At 62.8% G+C, this 18,700-nt stretch carries 18 protein-coding genes and 2 tRNA genes; 13 read left to right on the forward strand and 7 right to left on the reverse strand.

Features of this window, described 5'->3' with window-relative positions; genetic code table 11:
* The first annotated feature begins 98 nt into the window (after positions 1-98).
* Together map and AVAK2825_RS14840 are read left to right on the forward strand one after the other, a co-directional pair.
* A complete protein-coding gene (gene map / locus AVAK2825_RS14835; RefSeq protein WP_272569475.1) occupies positions 99-914 on the forward strand; it encodes a type I methionyl aminopeptidase in 816 nt (271 codons plus the stop codon).
* A gap of 118 nt (positions 915-1,032) precedes the next feature.
* The gene (locus tag AVAK2825_RS14840; protein WP_284400147.1) at positions 1,033-3,627 is read left to right on the forward strand and encodes a [protein-PII] uridylyltransferase; all 2,595 of its coding nucleotides are present in this window, start codon (positions 1,033-1,035) and stop codon (positions 3,625-3,627) included.
* Between the two features lie 118 nt (positions 3,628-3,745).
* Here AVAK2825_RS14840 and def read toward each other — a convergent pair whose 3' ends face one another.
* Positions 3,746-4,285 carry a peptide deformylase gene (gene def, locus AVAK2825_RS14845; protein WP_284400150.1) on the reverse strand — a complete coding sequence of 180 codons (540 nt, stop codon included), beginning with the start codon at positions 4,283-4,285 and terminating at the stop codon, positions 3,746-3,748.
* Positions 4,286-4,373: 88 nt separating this feature from the next.
* Here def and AVAK2825_RS14850 point away from each other — a divergent pair, with 88 nt between their 5' ends.
* The 7 genes from AVAK2825_RS14850 (at position 4,374) to AVAK2825_RS14880 (ending at position 8,308) form a co-directional block, all read left to right on the forward strand.
* Positions 4,374-4,802 (forward strand): YbaN family protein, encoded by a 429-nt coding sequence (locus AVAK2825_RS14850; RefSeq protein WP_284400154.1) that lies wholly within the window; start codon positions 4,374-4,376, stop codon positions 4,800-4,802.
* 92 nt (positions 4,803-4,894) lie between these two features.
* Positions 4,895-4,970: transfer RNA gene (locus tag AVAK2825_RS14855), tRNA-Asn, on the forward strand.
* A 63-nt stretch (positions 4,971-5,033) separates the two neighbouring features.
* Positions 5,034-5,109, forward strand: a tRNA-Asn gene (locus AVAK2825_RS14860).
* A 226-nt stretch (positions 5,110-5,335) separates the two neighbouring features.
* Positions 5,336-5,746 (forward strand): YgiW/YdeI family stress tolerance OB fold protein, encoded by a 411-nt coding sequence (locus AVAK2825_RS14865; protein WP_284400157.1) that lies wholly within the window; start codon positions 5,336-5,338, stop codon positions 5,744-5,746.
* 198 nt (positions 5,747-5,944) lie between these two features.
* Positions 5,945-6,703: a leucyl/phenylalanyl-tRNA--protein transferase gene (gene aat / locus AVAK2825_RS14870; RefSeq protein WP_284400161.1), complete on the forward strand. Its 759-nt coding sequence runs from the start codon at positions 5,945-5,947 to the stop codon at positions 6,701-6,703.
* The gene (locus AVAK2825_RS14875) at positions 6,700-7,437 is read left to right on the forward strand and encodes an arginyltransferase (protein WP_284400163.1); all 738 of its coding nucleotides are present in this window, start codon (positions 6,700-6,702) and stop codon (positions 7,435-7,437) included. Before aat ends, AVAK2825_RS14875 begins: the two co-directional genes overlap by 4 nt.
* Before the next feature lie 67 nt (positions 7,438-7,504).
* On the forward strand, positions 7,505-8,308 hold the full coding sequence (locus AVAK2825_RS14880; RefSeq protein WP_272569465.1) for an IclR family transcriptional regulator: 804 nt from the start codon (positions 7,505-7,507) through the stop codon (positions 8,306-8,308).
* 126 nt (positions 8,309-8,434) lie between these two features.
* Here the strand turns inward: AVAK2825_RS14880 and AVAK2825_RS14885 are convergent, their stop codons facing one another.
* From AVAK2825_RS14885 to AVAK2825_RS14910, 6 genes are all read right to left on the reverse strand, one after another.
* The gene (locus AVAK2825_RS14885) at positions 8,435-9,532 is read right to left on the reverse strand and encodes a serine hydrolase (RefSeq protein ID WP_272569464.1); all 1,098 of its coding nucleotides are present in this window, start codon (positions 9,530-9,532) and stop codon (positions 8,435-8,437) included.
* 115 nt (positions 9,533-9,647) lie between these two features.
* Positions 9,648-11,186: a 2-isopropylmalate synthase gene (locus AVAK2825_RS14890; RefSeq protein ID WP_284400168.1), complete on the reverse strand. Its 1,539-nt coding sequence runs from the start codon at positions 11,184-11,186 to the stop codon at positions 9,648-9,650.
* 207 nt (positions 11,187-11,393) lie between these two features.
* Positions 11,394-12,227 (reverse strand): CDP-diacylglycerol--serine O-phosphatidyltransferase, encoded by an 834-nt coding sequence (pssA, locus tag AVAK2825_RS14895; protein WP_272569462.1) that lies wholly within the window; start codon positions 12,225-12,227, stop codon positions 11,394-11,396.
* A 196-nt stretch (positions 12,228-12,423) separates the two neighbouring features.
* Positions 12,424-13,440 (reverse strand): ketol-acid reductoisomerase, encoded by a 1,017-nt coding sequence (gene ilvC / locus AVAK2825_RS14900; protein ID WP_272569461.1) that lies wholly within the window; start codon positions 13,438-13,440, stop codon positions 12,424-12,426.
* A gap of 63 nt (positions 13,441-13,503) precedes the next feature.
* Positions 13,504-13,995, reverse strand: coding sequence for an acetolactate synthase small subunit (gene ilvN / locus AVAK2825_RS14905; RefSeq protein WP_092743827.1), 492 nt, complete (start codon positions 13,993-13,995; stop codon positions 13,504-13,506).
* A 143-nt stretch (positions 13,996-14,138) separates the two neighbouring features.
* Complete coding sequence (locus tag AVAK2825_RS14910; protein WP_284400174.1) at positions 14,139-15,926, reverse strand: acetolactate synthase 3 catalytic subunit; 1,788 nt, start codon at positions 15,924-15,926, stop codon at positions 14,139-14,141.
* A 285-nt stretch (positions 15,927-16,211) separates the two neighbouring features.
* Between AVAK2825_RS14910 and AVAK2825_RS14915 the strand changes: the two genes are divergently transcribed.
* Genes AVAK2825_RS14915 through AVAK2825_RS14930 form a run of 4 tightly spaced genes read left to right on the forward strand, consistent with a single transcriptional unit; the run spans position 16,212 to position 18,648 of the window.
* Positions 16,212-16,781 (forward strand): RNA polymerase sigma factor, encoded by a 570-nt coding sequence (locus AVAK2825_RS14915; protein ID WP_284400177.1) that lies wholly within the window; start codon positions 16,212-16,214, stop codon positions 16,779-16,781.
* Positions 16,778-17,224 carry a DUF3619 family protein gene (locus AVAK2825_RS14920; protein ID WP_284400179.1) on the forward strand — a complete coding sequence of 149 codons (447 nt, stop codon included), beginning with the start codon at positions 16,778-16,780 and terminating at the stop codon, positions 17,222-17,224. The genes AVAK2825_RS14915 and AVAK2825_RS14920 overlap by 4 nt, the downstream gene beginning before the upstream one ends.
* Before the next feature lie 16 nt (positions 17,225-17,240).
* Positions 17,241-18,095: a DUF3106 domain-containing protein gene (locus tag AVAK2825_RS14925; protein ID WP_284400181.1), complete on the forward strand. Its 855-nt coding sequence runs from the start codon at positions 17,241-17,243 to the stop codon at positions 18,093-18,095.
* A 34-nt stretch (positions 18,096-18,129) separates the two neighbouring features.
* On the forward strand, positions 18,130-18,648 hold the full coding sequence (locus tag AVAK2825_RS14930; RefSeq protein ID WP_284400498.1) for an RDD family protein: 519 nt from the start codon (positions 18,130-18,132) through the stop codon (positions 18,646-18,648).
* Positions 18,649-18,700: the final 52 nt, after the last annotated feature.

The following is an 18,700-nucleotide window of genomic DNA, read 5'->3' on the forward strand; positions in this document are numbered from 1 at the left end:
GCTGAGCCCGGCATTTTACCGGGGGCGGATCGCATCGCCGACGAGGCCTTCGCCCGCGTGGCCCGCATCGGCCAAGCGCCGATGGGATAATTGGCCCCATGAGCATCACCATCAAAGACGCCGAAGGCATCGCCGGCATGCGAGAGGCATGCCGACTGGCTTCGGAAGTGCTGGACTACATCGCGCCCCACATCCAGCCTGGCATCACCACGAACGAAATCGACCGCCTCGCGGCCGAATGCATGGCGCAGCAGGGCACCATCTCCGCCACCATCGGCTACCAGCCGCCGGGCTATCCGCCCTACCCCAAGTCGCTGTGCACGTCGATCAACAACGTGGTCTGCCACGGCATCCCGAACGACAAGCCCCTGAAGAAGGGCGACATCATGAACGTGGACGTCACCGTCATCACCAAGGACGGCTGGTACGGCGACAACAGCCGCATGTACCTGATCGGCGACGTCTCCATCGCCGCCAAGCGCCTGTGCAGCCTCACCTTCGACGCCATGTGGATCGGCATCCAGCGCGTCAAGCCCGGCGCCCGCCTGGGGGACATCGGCCACGCCATCCAAAAGTACGCCGAGGGCCACGGCCTGTCGGTGGTGCGCGAGTTCTGCGGCCACGGCATCGGCCAGAAATTCCACGAAGAGCCCCAGGTGCTGCACTACGGGTACCCCGGCACGCTGGATGAGTTGCTGCCCGGCATGACCTTCACCATCGAGCCCATGCTGAACGCCGGCCGCCGCGAGGTGAAGGAATTCGGCAACGACGGCTGGACCATCGTGACCAAGGACCGCAGCCTGTCGGCGCAGTGGGAGCACACCGTGCTGGTGACCGAGACCGGCTACGAAGTCCTGACCCTGTCGGCCGGCTCGCCACCGCTGCCGGCCTTCGTGACCGCCACGAAGACCTGACCGGAACACGGCGCGCGGGCCGGCCGCGCGGCGGCCGGGCGCACGGTTCTTGCTTGTCTGGTGCTAACCTGCCCACCGCTCCGTTGCTCTACCCGCACCCGCCACCCCGCCGCCGTCCATGACCGACCTGCAAACCCTGCGCGACGCCTACCGCCAAGACAAGGCCACCCTGCTCGCGTCGCTGCAATCCACGGGCGCCTCCACGCGCGGCGTTCGCACCCTGCTGCACAAGCTCTCCACCCTGGCGGACCGCCTGCTGCGCCAGCTGTGGCAGCGCGCCGGCATGCCGGACGACCTGGCGCTGGTGGCCGTGGGGGGCTACGGCCGCGCGCAGCTCTTTCCCCATTCCGACGTGGACGTGCTCGTCCTGCTGCCGGACGGCGCCACGCCCAGGGCCGGCTGCGCCTTGTCCACGTGCATCGAATCGTTCATCGGCAGCTGCTGGGACGCGGGCCTGGAGATCGGCTCCAGCGTGCGCACGGTGGCCGAGTGCCTGACCGAATCCGCGGCCGACGTGACCGTGCAGACCTCGCTGCTCGAAGCCCGACGCGTCTGCGGCAGTGCGCCGCTGTTCGCCGCGTTCCAGCAGCGCTACGACGCGCAGATGGACGCGCAGGACTTCCTCATCGCCAAGACGCTGGAGATGCGCCAGCGCCACACCAAGTACGAAAACACGCCCTACTCGCTGGAGCCCAACTGCAAGGAATCACCCGGCGGCCTGCGCGACCTGCAGACGGTGCTGTGGGTCGCCCGCGCGGCCGGCCTGGGACGCGACTGGCGCGAACTGGCCGCCAACGGCATGGCCACGCCGTTCGAGGTGGCCCAGATCGAGCGCAACGAGGCTGTGCTGTTCCTCATCCGCGCGCGTCTGCACGCCGTGGCCGGCCGCCACGAGGACCGGCTGGTGTTCGACCTGCAGACCGCCGTGGCCGAATCGTTCGGCTACCGCTCCCACTCGCCCGACGGCAAGCGCCTGGCCATGCGCGCGAGCGAAACCCTCATGCGCCGCTATTACTGGGCGGCCAAGGCCGTGTCGCAGCTCAGCCAGATCCTGCTGCTGAACATCGAGGAGCGGCTCAGCCCCTCAACGCACGAGCTGCACCGCATCAACGACCGCTTCTTCGAAAAGGCCGGCCTCGTCGAGGTGGCGAGCGACGACCTGTATGAGAAGCACCCCCATGCCATCCTGGAAACCTTCCTGCTCTACGAAACCACGCTGGGGCTGAAGGACCTGTCGGTGCGCACGCTGCGCGCGCTCTACAACGCCCGCGGGGCGATGGACAGCGCCTTCCGCCGCGACCCGGTCAACCGCGCGACCTTCATGAAGATCCTGCGGCAGCCCTCGGGCATCACGCATGCGATGCGGCTCATGAACCAGACCTCGGTGCTGGGCCGCTACCTCTGGCCGTTTCGCCGCATCGTGGGCCAGATGCAGCACGACCTGTTCCACGTCTACACCGTGGACCAGCACATCCTGATGGTGCTGCGCAACGTGCGCCGCTTCTTCATGGCCGAGCATGCGCACGAATACCCGTTCTGCTCCCAGCTGGCCGGCGGCTGGGACAAGCCGTGGCTGCTGTACCTGGCGGCGCTGTTCCACGACATCGGCAAGGGCCGCGGCGGCGACCACTCCAAGATCGGCGCCGAGGAAGTGCGCCACTTCTGCCGCCAGCACGGCGTGGACGAGGAAGACGCGGCGCTGGTCGAGTTCCTGGTGCGCGAGCACCTGGCCATGAGCCAGGTCGCGCAAAAGCAGGACCTGTCCGATCCGGACGTGATCGGCGCTTTCGCCCAGCGCGTGGGCAGCGAGCGCCGCCTCACCGCGCTGTACCTGCTCACCGTGGCGGACATCCGCGGCACCAGCCCCAAGGTCTGGAACGCGTGGAAGGGCAAGCTGCTGGAAGACCTGTACCGCGCCACGCTGCGCGCCCTGGGCGGCCACGCCCCCAATGCCGCCGCCGAAATCGAGGCCCGCAAGCGCGAAGCCATGGTCATGCTGGCGCTGCAGGCCCAGCCGTTCGAGGCGCACAAGAAGCTGTGGGACACGCTGGACGTGGGCTATTTCATGCGGCACGAAGCCGCCGACATCGCCTGGCACACGCGCCACCTCTCGCGCTACGTGGGCACCGGCCGCACCGTGGTCCGCGCGCGGCAGTCGCTGGCGGGCGAAGGCCTGCAGGTGGCGGTTTATGCGCCCGACCAGCCCGACCTCTTCGCCCGCATCTGCGGCTATTTCGACCGGGCGGGCTTCAGCATCCTCGATGCGCGGGTGCACACCGCCCACGATGGCTGCGCGCTCGACACGTTCCAGGTCGTGGCCTCGGAGCAGGCCGGGCATTACCGCGAACTCACGCACATGGTGGAGAGCGATCTCGCCCGCGCGATCGAGGACGAAACCGCGGGCCTGCCCGAGCCGGCGCGCAAGCGCGTCTCACGCCGCGTGAAGAGCTTTCCCGTGGCCCCGCGCGTCACGCTGCGCCCCGACGAGAAAGCCCAGCGCTGGCTCATCAACATCTCCGCCAGCGACCGGGCGGGCCTGCTCTACCTGGTGGCGCGCATCCTTTCGCGCCACCACCTGAGCGTGCAACTGGCCAAGGTCAGCACCCTGGGCGAGCGGGTGGAAGACACCTTCCTCGTGCACGGCCCGGAACTGCAGAGCAACGCGCGGCAGATCCAGATCGAGACCGAACTGCTGAACGCGTTGTCCGAATGAAGGGCCACCGGGGTCCGTCGCATCCGATGCTACTTATTTGATAGCACAATGCCCTAGTATTGTTTGCACTGGCGGCCCATTCCATTCATCTTTTCCGAGGCACCGCTTGCCAGGTCCGTCAGTCGTCCTCCGCGTCGGCGAGCTCGGGAAACAGCACCTCGGTATAGCCGAACTGGGTGAAATCGCGCACCCGCATCGGGTAGAGCTTGCCGATCAGGTGGTCGCATTCGTGCTGCACCACGCGCGCATGGAACCCCTCCGCCGTGCGGTCGATCGGGTCGCCATACGGGTCCAGGCCCTGGTAGCGGATGCGGGACCAGCGCGGCACCTTGCCGCGCAGGCCGGGAACGGACAGGCACCCTTCCCAGTCCTCTTCCTCCTCGTCGCCCAGCGGCGTGATCTGCGGGTTGAGCAACACGGTGCGCGGCACCAGGGGTCGGTCGGGATAGCGGGGGTTCTTGCGGTCCGAACCGAAGATCACCAATTGCAGATCCACGCCGATCTGCGGGGCTGCCAGGCCGGCGCCATTGACCGCCTCCATGGTGTCCAGCATGTCGCGCACCAGCAGGTGCAGCGCGTCGGTATCGAACTCGGTCACGGGCTGGGCCACGCGCAGCAGGCGCGGATCGCCCATCTTGAGAATGTTTTGAACGGTCATGGGAATGAAAAGAAGGGCCGACGGTCAGCGTCGAAGTGACCGCAGCATAGCGCGCCGACCGGCCCCATGCCGCAGGCACAATCCAGGCATGCCGCCCCCGCCCCCGCCAGCGCCTTTGCCACCGCCGCCGCCCCGCCCTGCCCCGCTGCCCCTGCCGGTGCGCTGGCTGCTGCTGTGCTTTGCGGTGCTGAGCCTGGTGACAGGCATCATCGGCATCTTCGTGCCCGGCCTGCCGACCACGGTGTTCATCCTCATGGCCGGCTGGGCGGCGGCTCGCAGTTCGCCCCGGCTGCATGCGTGGCTTTGGCGCCACCCGCTTTTCGGCCCCATGCTGCGCGACTGGGCCAACGGCGGCCAGGTGAGCCGCCGCGCCAAGTGGAGCGCCAGCATCCTCATGGCGCTCGCGGCGGCCGTGCTCGTCTTCAGCCACGCACCCCGCTGGGTGGCCATCAGCGCTTCGCTGTGCATGGCGTGCGTGCTCGCCTGGCTGTGGCAGCGGCCGGAGCCGGCCCGTTGAGGGCCCATGGGAAGCAACCTTCAACCCGATCCATCAGGCAGCCGCAGTTCTTCGAATTTGCTCACTTTTTGTGTATATAATCTAAGTCTTGTTCCTCGATAGCTCAGTCGGTAGAGCGCCGGACTGTTAATCCGTAGGTCCCTGGTTCGAGCCCAGGTCGAGGAGCCAAGATCATCAAGGCCTTGCATGTGTACGCAGGGCCTTTTACATCGCTAGTCAGATACCGAATATTCCTCGATAGCTCAGTCGGTAGAGCGCCGGACTGTTAATCCGTAGGTCCCTGGTTCGAGCCCAGGTCGAGGAGCCATAGACAGCCTTCCAGGCTGTACAAAAGCCCGCTATTTCATCGATAGCGGGCTTTTTTGTTGTCTGCCGGTCCCTTGATTTTTTGGCCAGGCATTGCCGACATCGACCGAATCGACCGTCCGGCCATCGCCTACACCCCGCCCTCTGCCGCTTCGGCATCCTCTGTGGTTACTTGCTGCGGGTCACCCAACCCGCAGGCCATTCAACCATCCCAAAGGAGTGAAGCCATGCAGAAAACCACCACCGCGCTCGTTCTCACCCTCGGCCTGCTGGGCGCCGCCGCACCGGCCATGGCGCAGTACACCGGTCCCACCACAGGCGAACGTGCTGCAGCACCGGCAGCCGGCAGCGGCTACACCGGGCCCACCTCGGTGCCCACGATGACGGTCAAGCAACTGCTCGACACCGCCACGGACGACCAGCACGTCCGCCTGCAAGGCCGCATCGTGTCCCATGACGGTGGCAAAAACTACACCTTCGCAGACGACAGCGGCCGCATGCCCGTCGAGATTTCGGACAAACGCTTTCCGGCAGGCCAACCCATCAGTGCCCAGCAGCGGGTGGAACTGGTGGGAGAGGTCGACAAGGGCATCCGCAAAATGGAGCTCGAGGTGGAGCAGGTTCGCCTGATTCCCTGATCGGATGAAGCAGGGGCCCGAGCGCCGCCACTCGCCCCAGTGAAAGGCCATCCGCGGGGATGGCCTTTTTGCCATCGCCTGCTGAAGGCAGGCTCGGATCGACTCCATCCAAGCAGTCTCCGCCGAACCGATCCGAAGGCCTCCCGCAGCCCTGCGCACTCGGCGACAATGCGTTGCTTCTTCCATTCTTCCCTGTGCATGGCTGACGATCATTTGCCTTGGTTGCAACCCGGCGACGAATTTCCCAGCGTGGCGCTCAGCTGGGGCAGCGAATCCGCGGCCCCGGGACTGCTGGCCGCTGGTGGGAATCTCAGCGTCGCCCAGTTGAAAAGTGCCTACCAACGAGGCATTTTCCCGTGGTTCAGCCCCGGGCAACCCGTGCTCTGGTGGAGCCCCGATCCCCGCATGGTGCTGCCCGTGGCGGAATTTCGGCTGCACCGGTCGCTGCGCCGCACCTTGCAGAAATTCCGCGTTTCGCCGCAGTGCGAAATCCGCGTGGACCATGACTTCGGCGCGGTCATCAAGGCCTGTGCCGGCACGCCAAGGTCGGGCCAGAACGGCACCTGGATCGTGCCGCAGATGGTGGACGCCTATCGTGCATTCCACGCCGCCGGTTTTGCGCACAGTGTGGAAACGTGGGTCGACGGCAGGCTCGTCGGCGGGCTGTACTTCATTGCGCTGGGCAAGGCTGTTTTTGGCGAATCGATGTTCGCCCACGCGACCGATGCATCCAAGGTCGCGCTCGCAGCTTTCGTCTGCTTGTGCCGGCACCACGGCGTGGCACTCATCGACTGCCAGCAGAACACGGCCCATCTGGCATCCTTCGGTGCACATGAAATAGATCGCGCCCGGTTCCTCGACCACGTTGCACAGGCATCCCTGGAAGCACCGGTTTCCTGGAAATTCGAGCCCGTATACTGGACTGCGCTGATGCACCCTACCGGGAACCCGGGATGACGCAACTCAACGATCTGCCGCTGCACACCTTGCAGTTCTACGCCACCGCGCCTTATCCATGCAGCTACCTGCCTGCACGGCAGGCGCGCTCGCAGGTTGCCACACCCAGCCACCTGATCCAGAACGACGTGTATTCGGACTTGGTGGCGCGGGGGTTTCGCCGCAGCGGCATGTTCACCTACCGACCCTACTGCGATGGCTGCCAGGCATGCACGCCGTTGCGCGTGCTGACCAAATCCTTCAAGCCTGATCGCAGCCAGCGCCGCGCGTGGGCGAAGCACGGCACTCTGCAGGCACGTGTTCTGCGCCTGGGCTACGTGCCCGAGCACTATCAGCTTTATCTGCGCTACCAGAACCTGCGCCACTGCGGTGGTGGCATGGACCACGACAGCATCGACCAGTACACCCAGTTCCTGCTGCAGAGCCGGGTCAACTCCCGGCTCGTGGAGTTCCGCGAACCCGACGTGGACGGTGCGCCCGGTGCATTGCGGATGGTCTCGATCCTGGACGTGCTGGACGACGGGTTGTCGGCCGTGTACACGTTCTACGAACCCGATCCCGGCTGCAGCTACGGCACCTACAACGTGCTTTGGCAGATCGAGCAGGCGCGCACCCTGGATCTGCCCTATGTCTACCTGGGCTACTGGATCGAAGAGAGCCCGAAGATGAACTACAAGGCGCGCTTCCTGCCCCACGAGTTGCGGATCGATGGCCAATGGAGACTCGCGCCCTGAGGTGGTGAAGACGGCCGCCCTGCATTTCACAAGATAAAATGCGCGCTTCTCGTCAACACACATCACCATGAAAAAAGACGATGCCGGCGCGCCTGCCAAACCCAGCGTCCAGGTGCTGGAGCGCATGTTTGCACTCATCGACGTGCTCACCTCGCGTGAGGAGGCGATTTCCCTCAAGGAAATCAGCGAGAAGACCGGGTTGCACCCTTCCACGGCCCACCGCATCCTGAACGACCTGACCATTGGCCGCTTTGTGGACCGCCCGGAATCCGGCAGCTACCGCCTCGGCATGCGGTTGCTGGAATTGGGCAACCTGGTGAAAGCGCGCCTGAGCGTGCGCGATGCGGCGTTGACCCCGATGCGCAACCTGCACAAGCTGATCCAGCAGCCCGTCAATCTGAGCATGCGCCAGGGCGATGAGATCGTGTATGTCGAGCGTGCCTACAGTGAACGCTCCGGCATGCAGGTGGTCCGGGCCATCGGTGGCCGAGCGCCGCTGCACCTGACTTCGACGGGAAAACTGTTTCTGGCCGCAGACGACCCACAACGGGTGAGGGCCTATGCGATGCGCACCGGTCTGTCGGGGCACACCCGCAACAGCATCACGCAGCTGCCGGTCCTGGAGCGCGAACTGGGCAAAGCCCGCCAATACGGCATTGCGCGAGACAACGAGGAACTCGAACTCGGCGTGCGCTGCATGGCAGCGGGCGTGTATGACGATCAGGCCCATCTGGTCGCAGGCCTTTCGATCTCCGCGCCCGCGGATCGACTGGATGAGAACTGGTTGCCCAAGCTCCAGGCGACTGCCAGCGAAATTTCCCAGGCCTTGGGCTATTCGACCAACCGGCGCGACAAATCAGCTGCCCCCTAGCGAGCCCCAAGAAAAAACGCGCATTGCAAGCAATGCGCGTTTTTCAAAGGGGTCGGATCGCCTTTGGTCTTTCGCCTCTCCTGATCTCAAGCCCTGCCATTCAAAACAGGCGGGGCCCGCGCAGCGTCAAGGCTTCGTGCCGATGGCGTGCAGAGTGGGCGCACCGCCGATGGAAGGCAGTTTTTCCACCCAATTGCGCACGCGCTCGGCATCACCCAGGCGGCTGAACTTGCCTGCCGAGTCCAGGAAAACCATGATCAGCTTGCGGCCCGATATCTGGGCCTGCATCACCAAGCAACGACCCGCTTCGGAGATATAGCCCGTCTTCTGAAGGCCGATGTCCCAAGCCGGGCTTTTCACGAGTCTATTGGTGTTGTTGTACTGCAGCGTGCGGCGCCCCACGGCCACTTCATAGCTGGGAGACGTGGTGAGTTCGCGCAGCATGGGATCGCCATGGGCAATGTTCACCAAGGTGGCCAGATCGCGGGCACTGGACTGGTTGTGGCTGGACAGGCCCGTGGGCTCCACATAACGGGTATCCGTCATGCCCAGCAGCTTCGCCTTCGCGTTCATCTGCGCAACGAAAGCCTCCAGCCCGCCGGGGAAGGTGCGGCCGAGGGCATGGGCCGCCCGGTTTTCGCTGGACATGAGGGCCAGATGCATCATCTCGCCCCGCGTGAGGGTCGTGCCCACGGCCAAGCGGGAACTGCTGAACTTCTCGGTATCCACATCGTCTTGCGTGATGGTGATGGGCTCATCCATCGGCAAGTGGGCCTGCGATACAAGCAGCCCGGTCATCAATTTGGTCAACGATGCAATCGGCAGAACGGCATGGTCGTTCTTGCTCAGCAGGACTTCGTTGGTCTCCTGGTCGATGACCAAGGCCACGCTGGACTTCAAATCCAGGGGGTCGGTGAGGGAATGCAGGCCTGCAACTTGCCCGAAGGACAGCTTTTCAGGGACGGCCACCATGCGCGTGGCAGCCTTCACGCTGCGCGCGGATGCGCGAGTGGTGGCCTTGACACGGGTCACGGCTTTGCGAGAAACCACCGTGGCAGAGCGTGCCACAGGACGCTGTTTGGCCGTCGAGGATGCAGCCTGCTTCTTGACCTGCACCTTCTTTCGCTCTGCCGCGTGCACCGAGGTGGCCGTGAGCGCAATGCTCATCGCAAGGAATGCGACGGTGCGAAAAAAACGAGAAGAAGCGCGAGGGCGTACGTGCATCAGAATGCTCCAAGCGGTAAATAGTGTTTGTCAGTGTACAGAATCGAAAAAAGTCGCGCAAGATCAATACCTTGCGCGACCTTTCAATAAAGTGAATGAATTATAAATTCGATGGTCAGCCTTGTGCGGCGACTCGATCGGCTTTACTTTGTAATTTGTTCAACGCACTGATGTAGGCTTTGGCTGACGCGACCACGATGTCGGGATCTGCGCCCACCCCGTTCACCACCCTGCCGCTGTTCTGCAGCCGCACCGTCACCTCCCCCTGGCTCTCCGTCGAACCGCTGATGGCATTGACCGAATAGAGCACCATTTCGGCTCCGCTCTTGACGTGCGACTCGATGGCCTTGAGTGAAGCATCCACGGGCCCATTGCCGTCCGATTGGCCCCGCACCTCCTTGCCGCGCACCGTGAAGACGATGGTGGCCTGCGGGCGCTCGCCGGTTTCGCTGTGCTGTGACAACGACACGAAGCCGTATTGCTCCTGCTCGTTGGCAGCACTTTCACCGCTGACCAGCGCCAGAATGTCTTCGTCGAAGATCTCGCTTTTGCGGTCTGCCAGTTCCTTGAACTTGGCGAAGGCGCTGTTGACATCAGTTTCGCTGTCAAGCTGCACGCCCAATTCAAGCAAACGCTGCTTGAAGGCATTGCGGCCGCTCAGCTTGCCCAGCACGATCTTGTTGGCAGACCAGCCCACATCCTCGGCGCGCATGATCTCGTAAGTGTCGCGGGCCTTCAGCACGCCATCCTGGTGGATGCCGCTGGCATGAGCGAAAGCGTTGGCACCCACCACGGCCTTGTTCGGCTGCACGACGAACCCCGTGGTCTGGCTGACCATGCGGCTCGCCGCCACGATGTGCTGAGCCTCGATGCCCAGTTCCAGTCCAAAGTAGTCCTTGCGCGTCTTGACGGCCATCACGATCTCTTCCAGCGAGCAGTTGCCTGCCCGCTCGCCCAGCCCGTTGATCGTGCACTCGACCTGGCGGGCACCACCGATCTTCACGCCCGCCAGAGAGTTGGCCACCGCCATGCCCAGATCGTTATGGCAATGCACCGACCAGATGGCCTTGTCGCTGTTGGGAATCCGCTCCCGCAGGGTTTTGATGAAGTTGCCATACAGCTCGGGAACGGCATAGCCGACGGTATCGGGCACGTTGATCGTGGTGGCGCCCTCTGCGATCACGGCTTCCAGGACGCGGCACAGGAAATCCATCTCGCTGCGGTACCCGTCCTCCGGGCTGAACTCGATGTCGCCAATCAGGTTGCGGGCGAATCGGACCGACTGCTTGGCCTGCTCCAGCACCTGCTCGGGGGTCATGCGCAGCTTCTTCTCCATGTGCAGCGGGCTCGTCGCAATGAACGTATGGATGCGTGCGCTATTGGCCCCTTTCAGCGCTTCCGCCGCGCGCGAAATATCACGATCGTTCGCGCGGGACAGGGAGCAGATGGTCGAGTCCTTGATGGCTTGCGCAATGGACTGTACCGCCTCGAAATCCCCGTTGGAGCTGGCAGCAAACCCCGCTTCAATCACATCGACCTTGAGACGCTCGAGTTGGCGCGCAATGCGCAGCTTCTCGTCCTTGGTCATGGATGCGCCAGGCGACTGCTCGCCGTCGCGCAACGTGGTGTCGAAAATGATCAGCTTGTCTGCCATTGTGTTTCTCCAGAGATGGTGGGGGCCGCAACGTTGAAATTCTGGCACGCAAAGCAAAAAGGCCCGCTGCGGATGCATACGGGCCTTTTTGCAAGAAGAGCGCCTGTGCGCTAGCGTCTTCGCCCGAAAGCGAATAGCGATAGCAGCGGCAGTGCCAGCGTTTTCATGCGGCGCAATGTAGCACACCAGCCTGACGCAGCGGCGCAATCACTTGTGCAAGCCACGTTCGTCCGGCTCGTCAGTGGACATGCTGATCACGCTGCTGTGCTGCCCTTTCGCCTTGCGCCACGCATAGACGAAGTATCCGCTCAGGCCATACAGCACGAACACGCTGAACAGCACGGTGGGTGGGTGGATGTTGATGATGGCGATACCCAGCGCGATCAAAACGATGACGGCGAACGGCACACTCTTCTTCATCTGAATGTCTTTGAAACTGTAAAACGGGACATTGGTCACCATCGTGAGGCCCGCATACAGCGTGAAGCCGAACATGGTCCACGTCACCTGCGACCAACTCATCCAGCCCGTTTCGCCGCGGCGCACACCCAGTTCCGTCAACAACCAGATGAAGCCGGCCACCAATGCGGCGGCGGCCGGCGATGGCAAGCCTTGAAAGTACCGCTTGTCCACCACGCCGGTGTTCACATTGAAACGGGCCAATCGCAGGGCCGCACAGGCGCAATAGACGAAAGCGGCGATCCATCCCCAGCGTCCCAGCCCCTTCAGCGCCCACTCATAGGCAATGAGCGCTGGCGCAGCTCCGAAAGACACCATGTCGGAGAGCGAGTCCATCTGCTCGCCAAAGGCACTCTGCGTATTGGTCATCCGGGCCACGCGCCCGTCCAGGCTGTCGAGCACCATGGCGCAGAACACACCGACGGCCGCAAGGTCGAAGCGGCCATTCATGGCCATCACGATGGCATAGAACCCCCCGAAAAGCGCCGCCAACGTGAACAGATTGGGCAGTATGTAGATGCCTTTTCGCCGCTTGCGCACCACCAGGGGCGTGTCATTGGCGAAATCATTGCCCTCGTGCATCAAATGAACCTCCAGCGCCCACGCCTTCAGCGCAAACAGCTATCAAAATTAGAGTACCTCTGCCGGATCCCTGCGATCTGCGGACAGCGGAGTGTAGTGCCTGCACACACCACGAGAAGCCAAAGAAAAAGGCCACCGAAGTGGCCTCTTTGCAATCTTGGTGCCCACGGCCGAGACCGCAGGCACGCGGCGGCGATCAGTTGCGGGTCTGATCCACCAGCTTGTTCTTGGCGATCCAGGGCATCATCGCGCGCAGCTTGTTGCCCACCACTTCGATGCTGTGGTCGGCCGTGTTGCGGCGGCGAGCCGTCATCGATGGATAGTTCAGGCGGCCTTCCTGAATGAACATCTTGGCGTAATCGCCGTTCTGGATGCGCTTCAGGGCGTTGCGCATGGCTTCGCGCGACTGGGCATTGATCACTTCCGGGCCGGTCACGTACTCGCCGAACTCGGCGTTGTTCGAGATCGAGTAGTTCATGTTGGCAATGCCGCCTTCGTAGATCAGGTCCACGATGAGCTTGAGCTCGTGCAGGCACTCGAAATAAGCCATCTCAGGTGCGTAGCCGGCTTCGACCAGGGTTTCGTAACCCATCTTGATCAATTCGACCGCGCCACCGCACAACACGGCCTGTTCGCCGAACAGATCGGTCTCGGTCTCTTCCTTGAAGTTGGTCTCGATGATGCCGGCCTTGCCGCCACCATTGGCCATGGCGTACGACAGGGCCAGGTCACGAGCCTTGCCGGACTTGTCCTGGTGCACCGCCACCAGATGGGGCACGCCGCCGCCTTGGGTGTAGGTGTTGCGCACGGTGTGGCCGGGAGCCTTGGGAGCCACCATCCAGACGTCCAGGTCAGCGCGGGGCACGACCTGGTTGTAATGCACGTTGAACCCGTGCGCGAAGGCCAGCGATGCGCCCTGCTTGATGTTGGGGGCCACATTGTTCGTGTAGACCTCGGCGATCTGCTCGTCGGGCAGCAGAATCATGACGACGTCGGCAGCCTTCACCGCTTCGTTCACTTCCAGCACATTGAGGCCAGCCTTACCGACCTTGTCCCACGAGGCCCCGCCCTTGCGCAGGCCAACCACGACCTTCACGCCGCTGTCGTTCAGGTTTTGCGCATGGGCATGCCCTTGCGAGCCATAGCCGATGATGGCCACGGTCTTGCCCTTGATCAGGCTCAGGTCACAGTCTTTGTCGTAGAAAACTTTCATGTTGGCTCCAGGTTGAATCGATGAGGGGGTGTTGAAAAAAGGTGAGGAAATAAGCGGAATGGATCAGACACGCAGAATGCGTTCACCGCGGCCAATGCCGCTGGCGCCGGTTCGCACGGTTTCCAGGATGGCGGTGCGGTCGATGGCTTGCAAAAACGCATCGTTCTTGGACTGGTCTCCCGTCAGCTCGACGGTGTAGCTCTTCTCGGTGACGTCGATGATTCGGCCGCGGAAGATGTCTGCCATGCGCTTCATCTCTTCGCGCTCCTTGCCGACGGCACGCACCTTCACCATCATGAGCTCTCGCTCGGTGTAGGCGCCCTCGGTCAGGTCGACCACCTTCACGACTTCGATGAGGCGGTTCAGATGCTTGGTGATTTGCTCGATCACGTCATCGGACCCCGTGGTCTGGATCGTCATGCGCGAAAGCGACGCGTCCTCCGTGGGAGCCACGGTCAGCGATTCAATGTTGTAGCCCCGTGCGGAAAACAGGCCGACGACGCGGGACAGCGCGCCGGGTTCGTTTTCCAGCAGGACGGCAATGATGTGCTTCATGGGTGCAGATTCCTCTTTTCGCTGCCCTCCCCTGGCGCTGGTAAGCGCCAAGCTCGGCAGGCAATAGATTCGTCGTTGGAGATATTGCTATTCAAAGAATAGCTGGAAACGCTTTATGGCAAAGCGCTGAAGAGCGATTAGGCTTAAAGATCTTCCGATCCCAAAAGCATTTCGGTAATGCCCTTGCCAGACTGAACCATCGGGAACACGTTCTCCGTGGGATCAGTGCGGAAGTCCATGAAAACCGTGCGGTCCTTGAGCTTGCGCGCCTCACGCAACGCGGGCTCCACGTCTTGCGGCCGTTCGATCAACAGACCCACGTGGCCATAGGCCTCTGCCAGCTTCACGAAGTTGGGCAACGCATCCATGTAGCTGTGGCTGTACCGGCCGGAATATTCGATTTCCTGCCATTGCCGCACCATGCCCAGGTAACGGTTGTTCAACGCGCAGATCTTGATGGGCGTGTTGTATTGCAGGCAGGTGGACAACTCCTGAATGTTCATCTGCACCGAGCCTTCGCCCGTGATGCAGAAAACTTCGGCGTCCGGCTTGGCCAGCTTGATGCCCATGGCGTAAGGAATACCCACGCCCATCGTGCCAAGCCCCCCGGAGTTGATCCAGCGGCGCGGCTCATCGAATCGGTAGTATTGAGCCGCCCACATCTGATGCTGCCCCACGTCGGAGGTCACATAGGTGTCGGCGTCCTTGGTCATGTTCCAGAGGGTTTCGACCACGTACTGCGGCTTGATCACCTCGTTGTTGCTGCGATCGTATTTGAGGCATTCGCGCTTGCGCCAGCCTTCGATCGTGTCCCACCAGGCAGCCAAGGCACCGGCATCGGCCCGCGTGCTCGATTCGCTGACCATGGTGATCAGCTCCGTCAGCACATCCTTGACGTCGCCAACGATGGGAATATCGACCTTGACGCGCTTGGAAATGCTCGAAGGATCAATGTCGATATGGATGATCTTGCGGTCGTTCTGCGCGAAGTGCTTCACGTTGCCGATGACGCGGTCATCGAACCGTGCGCCAACTGCCAGCAGCACGTCGCAGTTCTGCATGGCGTTGTTGGCTTCGATCGTGCCATGCATGCCCAGCATGCCGAGGAACTTGCGATCGCTCGCGGGGTAGGCGCCCAATCCCATCAGGGTATTGGTCACCGGATAACCCAGCATGTCCACCAGCGTGCGCAACTCTTGCGTTGCATTGCCCAGCAAAACGCCACCACCCGTATAGATGTATGGCCGCTTGGCGGTCAGCAGCAACTGCAAGGCCTTGCGGATCTGGCCGCCGTGTCCTTTGCGAACAGGGTTGTAGGAGCGCATTTCGACGCTCTGCGGATACCCGTTGTAGGCCACCTTCTTGAAGGAGACGTCTTTCGGGATATCGACGACCACCGGACCAGGCCGGCCGGTGCGGGCGATGTGGAAGGCCTTTTTCATCGTCATGGCCAGATCGCGGGCATCCTTGACGAGAAAATTGTGCTTCACGATGGGGCGCGTGATGCCCACGGTATCGCACTCCTGGAAGGCATCCAGCCCGATCGCGGCCGTCGGCACCTGTCCGGAGATGATGACCATGGGAATGGAATCCATGTAGGCCGTGGCGATTCCGGTCACGGCATTGGTCAATCCGGGGCCGGAAGTGACGAGGGCGACCCCCACTTCACCAGTGGCACGGGCGTAGCCGTCGGCAGCATGCACTGCAGCCTGCTCGTGGCGCACGAGCACGTGCTGAATGGTCTCTTGCTTGTAGAGCGCGTCGTAGATGTAGAGAACCGCGCCGCCCGGATAGCCCCAGATGAATTGCACGCCTTCGGCCTGCAAAGACTTGATGAGGATTTCGGACCCCATGAGGTCCTGGGACGGGGAATGCGAAGCGCCCTGCGTGGCAGCGGCCGCCGAAGTGATTTCGGCCTTGGAGATTTCCATGATCAACCTTTGCGAATTTCTCTAACGAAAAACCTTGGGTGCCCCTCGTGCGGACTCTTGTGGAGCCGACTTGGAACTTGAGGCTTCGGACATGGGCGAGATGATTGCTGCGCCGGACCGAAACCCGTTTGCCTTTTGAATTGCAGGCCGGATTATGGCACTGCAACATGGATTCTGGGCACGGCAGGCCCAAAAGACTTGAAGTCGATGCGATAAACTCGGCAATCCACGCGCTGGCCTTTGTCGCCAACGAACCCCAAGCCCCGATCAGCGGGCACCTTTGTCTTGGCTACCGAACAAGAACTCTCCAACTTCCTCAAAAGCGTAGAAAAGCGGGCCTACAAACGCTCGCTCTATCACGTACGCAATGAGGAGTCGGCACTGGACATCGTTCAGGACAGCATGCTCAAACTGGCCGAGCACTATGGTGACAAGCCGGTGGCCGAGTTGCCCATGCTCTTTCAGCGCATTCTGTCCAACTGCACGCTGGACTGGTTTCGGCGCCAGAAGACACGCAATGCGTTGTTTTCCAGCATGAGCGACTTCGAAGGCCCGGGAGAAGACGGTGCAGAGTTCGATCTACTGGAAGCCTATTCGGGTCCCGAAGGAGGCGAGACAGCCCAAAGCGCGGAAGATCTGGTCAGGCGTGCCCAGGTTTTTCATGACATCGAAGCGGAAATTCAAGAGTTGCCGGCCCGTCAACGGGAGGCGTTTTTGATGCGTTACTGGGAAGAGATGGACGTTGCAGAAACGGCGGCTGCGATGGGCTGCTCGGAGGGCAGCGTCAAAACGCACTGTTTTCGTGCCGTCCAGACCCTCAGCAAAGCACTGAAGGCGAAAGGAATCGAACTATGAATTACCAGTCCTCACCCCATCCTGCGGAGATTGCCGCAGAGCGTTTTGCACGCCGTGTGACGGCGCGTCTCTCCGATGGCACGGCCGAGCTTCCCTACGATATTTCCGAACGGCTCCGTGCTGCACGGGTGCAGGCCCTTGCGAAACGCAAGGTGGTGGCGCCGGTGCGACAGACGACTCCCGCCGTGTTGGCGTCCGGCAACAGCGCGGTGCTGGGCTGGGGTGGCGAGGGCGGCAGCTGGTGGCGCGCACTGGTGTCGGCCGTTCCGATCACCGCTTTGCTCGTTGGGCTGGTCGTCATCAATGTCTCGCAGGACGAAAAAGGGGTGAACGAAGTGGCAGAGGTGGACGCCGCCTTGCTCACGGACGATCTTCCGCCATCCGCTTATGCCGATCCGGGATTCCTTCAATTCCTCAAGACGTCCGCCAACCCAACCCACTGACCTTATTGCAGATTGCATGCCCACCAGCCCTTTGGATGCCCCCCGCCTGATGCCAGCCGCCGTGCTGGCTTTTGTCTTGCTGGGCGCGCTCGTCGCGGGCGGCTGGCAAGCCTGGACACAGGTGGGAATGGCACCGGTGGCGCCCATGCCGGCCGAGGCGCTGGCCAGCAAACACACAGCCCGCGGGCCGGAGCTTCGGGTTCAGGACCCTGACAGCGCGGGCTCGGGGTCTGCATGGCAATCGTTGACGGCCGCGCAAAAGGAAGCGCTCGCCCCCCTCGCTTCCCGCTGGAACCTGCTCAGCGAAGCGCAAAAACGACGCTGGATCACGCTGTCGGCGAGCTTTCCCACCTTGTCGCCGCAAGAGCGCGAAAAGATGCTGGGGCGCATGGCCGACTGGGCCAACCTCAGCCTTCAGCAGCGCAGTCAGGCCCGCTTGAACTACGCCGCCACCAAGAAACTGGCCGTGGATGACAAGTGGGCCCAGTGGGAGGCGTACCAAGCCCTTCCTACCGAGGAAAAAAAGCAACTGGCGGCCCGTGCAGCCCCTCGGCCCACCGGCGCGGCCACGGCGATCCGGCCCGTGGCCCCTCGCAAGCTGGCCCGCGTTCCTGCCGCCGCGGTCGCGAATGCGAACCGCCCCAATCCCCCCAAGATTCCGCCGGTGAGCGAGTTCCATCCCACCCAGGCATTGCCGGTATCGGTCCCCGCGGCCAGTGTGACGCCCCCAGTGGAAACAGCCCCAATTTCGGTGCCGATCGCTGTTCCGTCGCCCCTGGCGCCACTGAGCGGCGCAGAGCCGGTGGCCGCCGAGGCAGCCCCCCCTGCCGCCCCGCCCCAGGACAACACCCCGCTCCACCCGCCTCAGTGATACCGCCATGTCTGCTTCTTCGTCTCAGAGCACCATGGTCAGCCATGACGTTTCCCGCGCCGCGATGAACGGCACGACCCCTTCGCTGCGCCGTCGCATGGCTTGCTGGCTCTACGAGGGCATGCTGATGTTCGGGGTGGTGTTCATTGCAGGCTATCTTTTCGGCACGCTCAGCCAGACACGCAATGCGCTGGACAACCGCCATGCGCTCCAGGGATTCCTTTTCGTTGTCTTCGGCATCTATTTCGTCTGGTTCTGGGCCAGAGGACAGACGCTGGCCATGAAGACCTGGCACATCCGGGTGGTGGACCGGCTGGGACGGCCCATCACGCAGACCCGGGCCCTCGCGCGTTACGCGCTGAGCTGGCTGTGGTTTTTGCCGCCGCTGGCGGCCATGGCGCCGTTACAGTTGTCCGGTGGCGAGTCGGCGGTGATTCTGCTGGGATGGGTGGCGGTCTGGGCGTTATTGAGCCGCTTTCAGCCGGAGCGGCAGTTCTGGCACGACATCTGGGCCGGCACGCGGCTTGTGCATTTCGAACACGCCAAAAAGTAAGCCGACAACTTCTTTCGCCGGATGCGATAACTGCCACACAGGCCGGCGAAAA

The sequence above is a fragment of the Acidovorax sp. SUPP2825 genome (assembly GCF_030158995.1).
Classification (GTDB): domain Bacteria; phylum Pseudomonadota; class Gammaproteobacteria; order Burkholderiales; family Burkholderiaceae_C; genus Paracidovorax.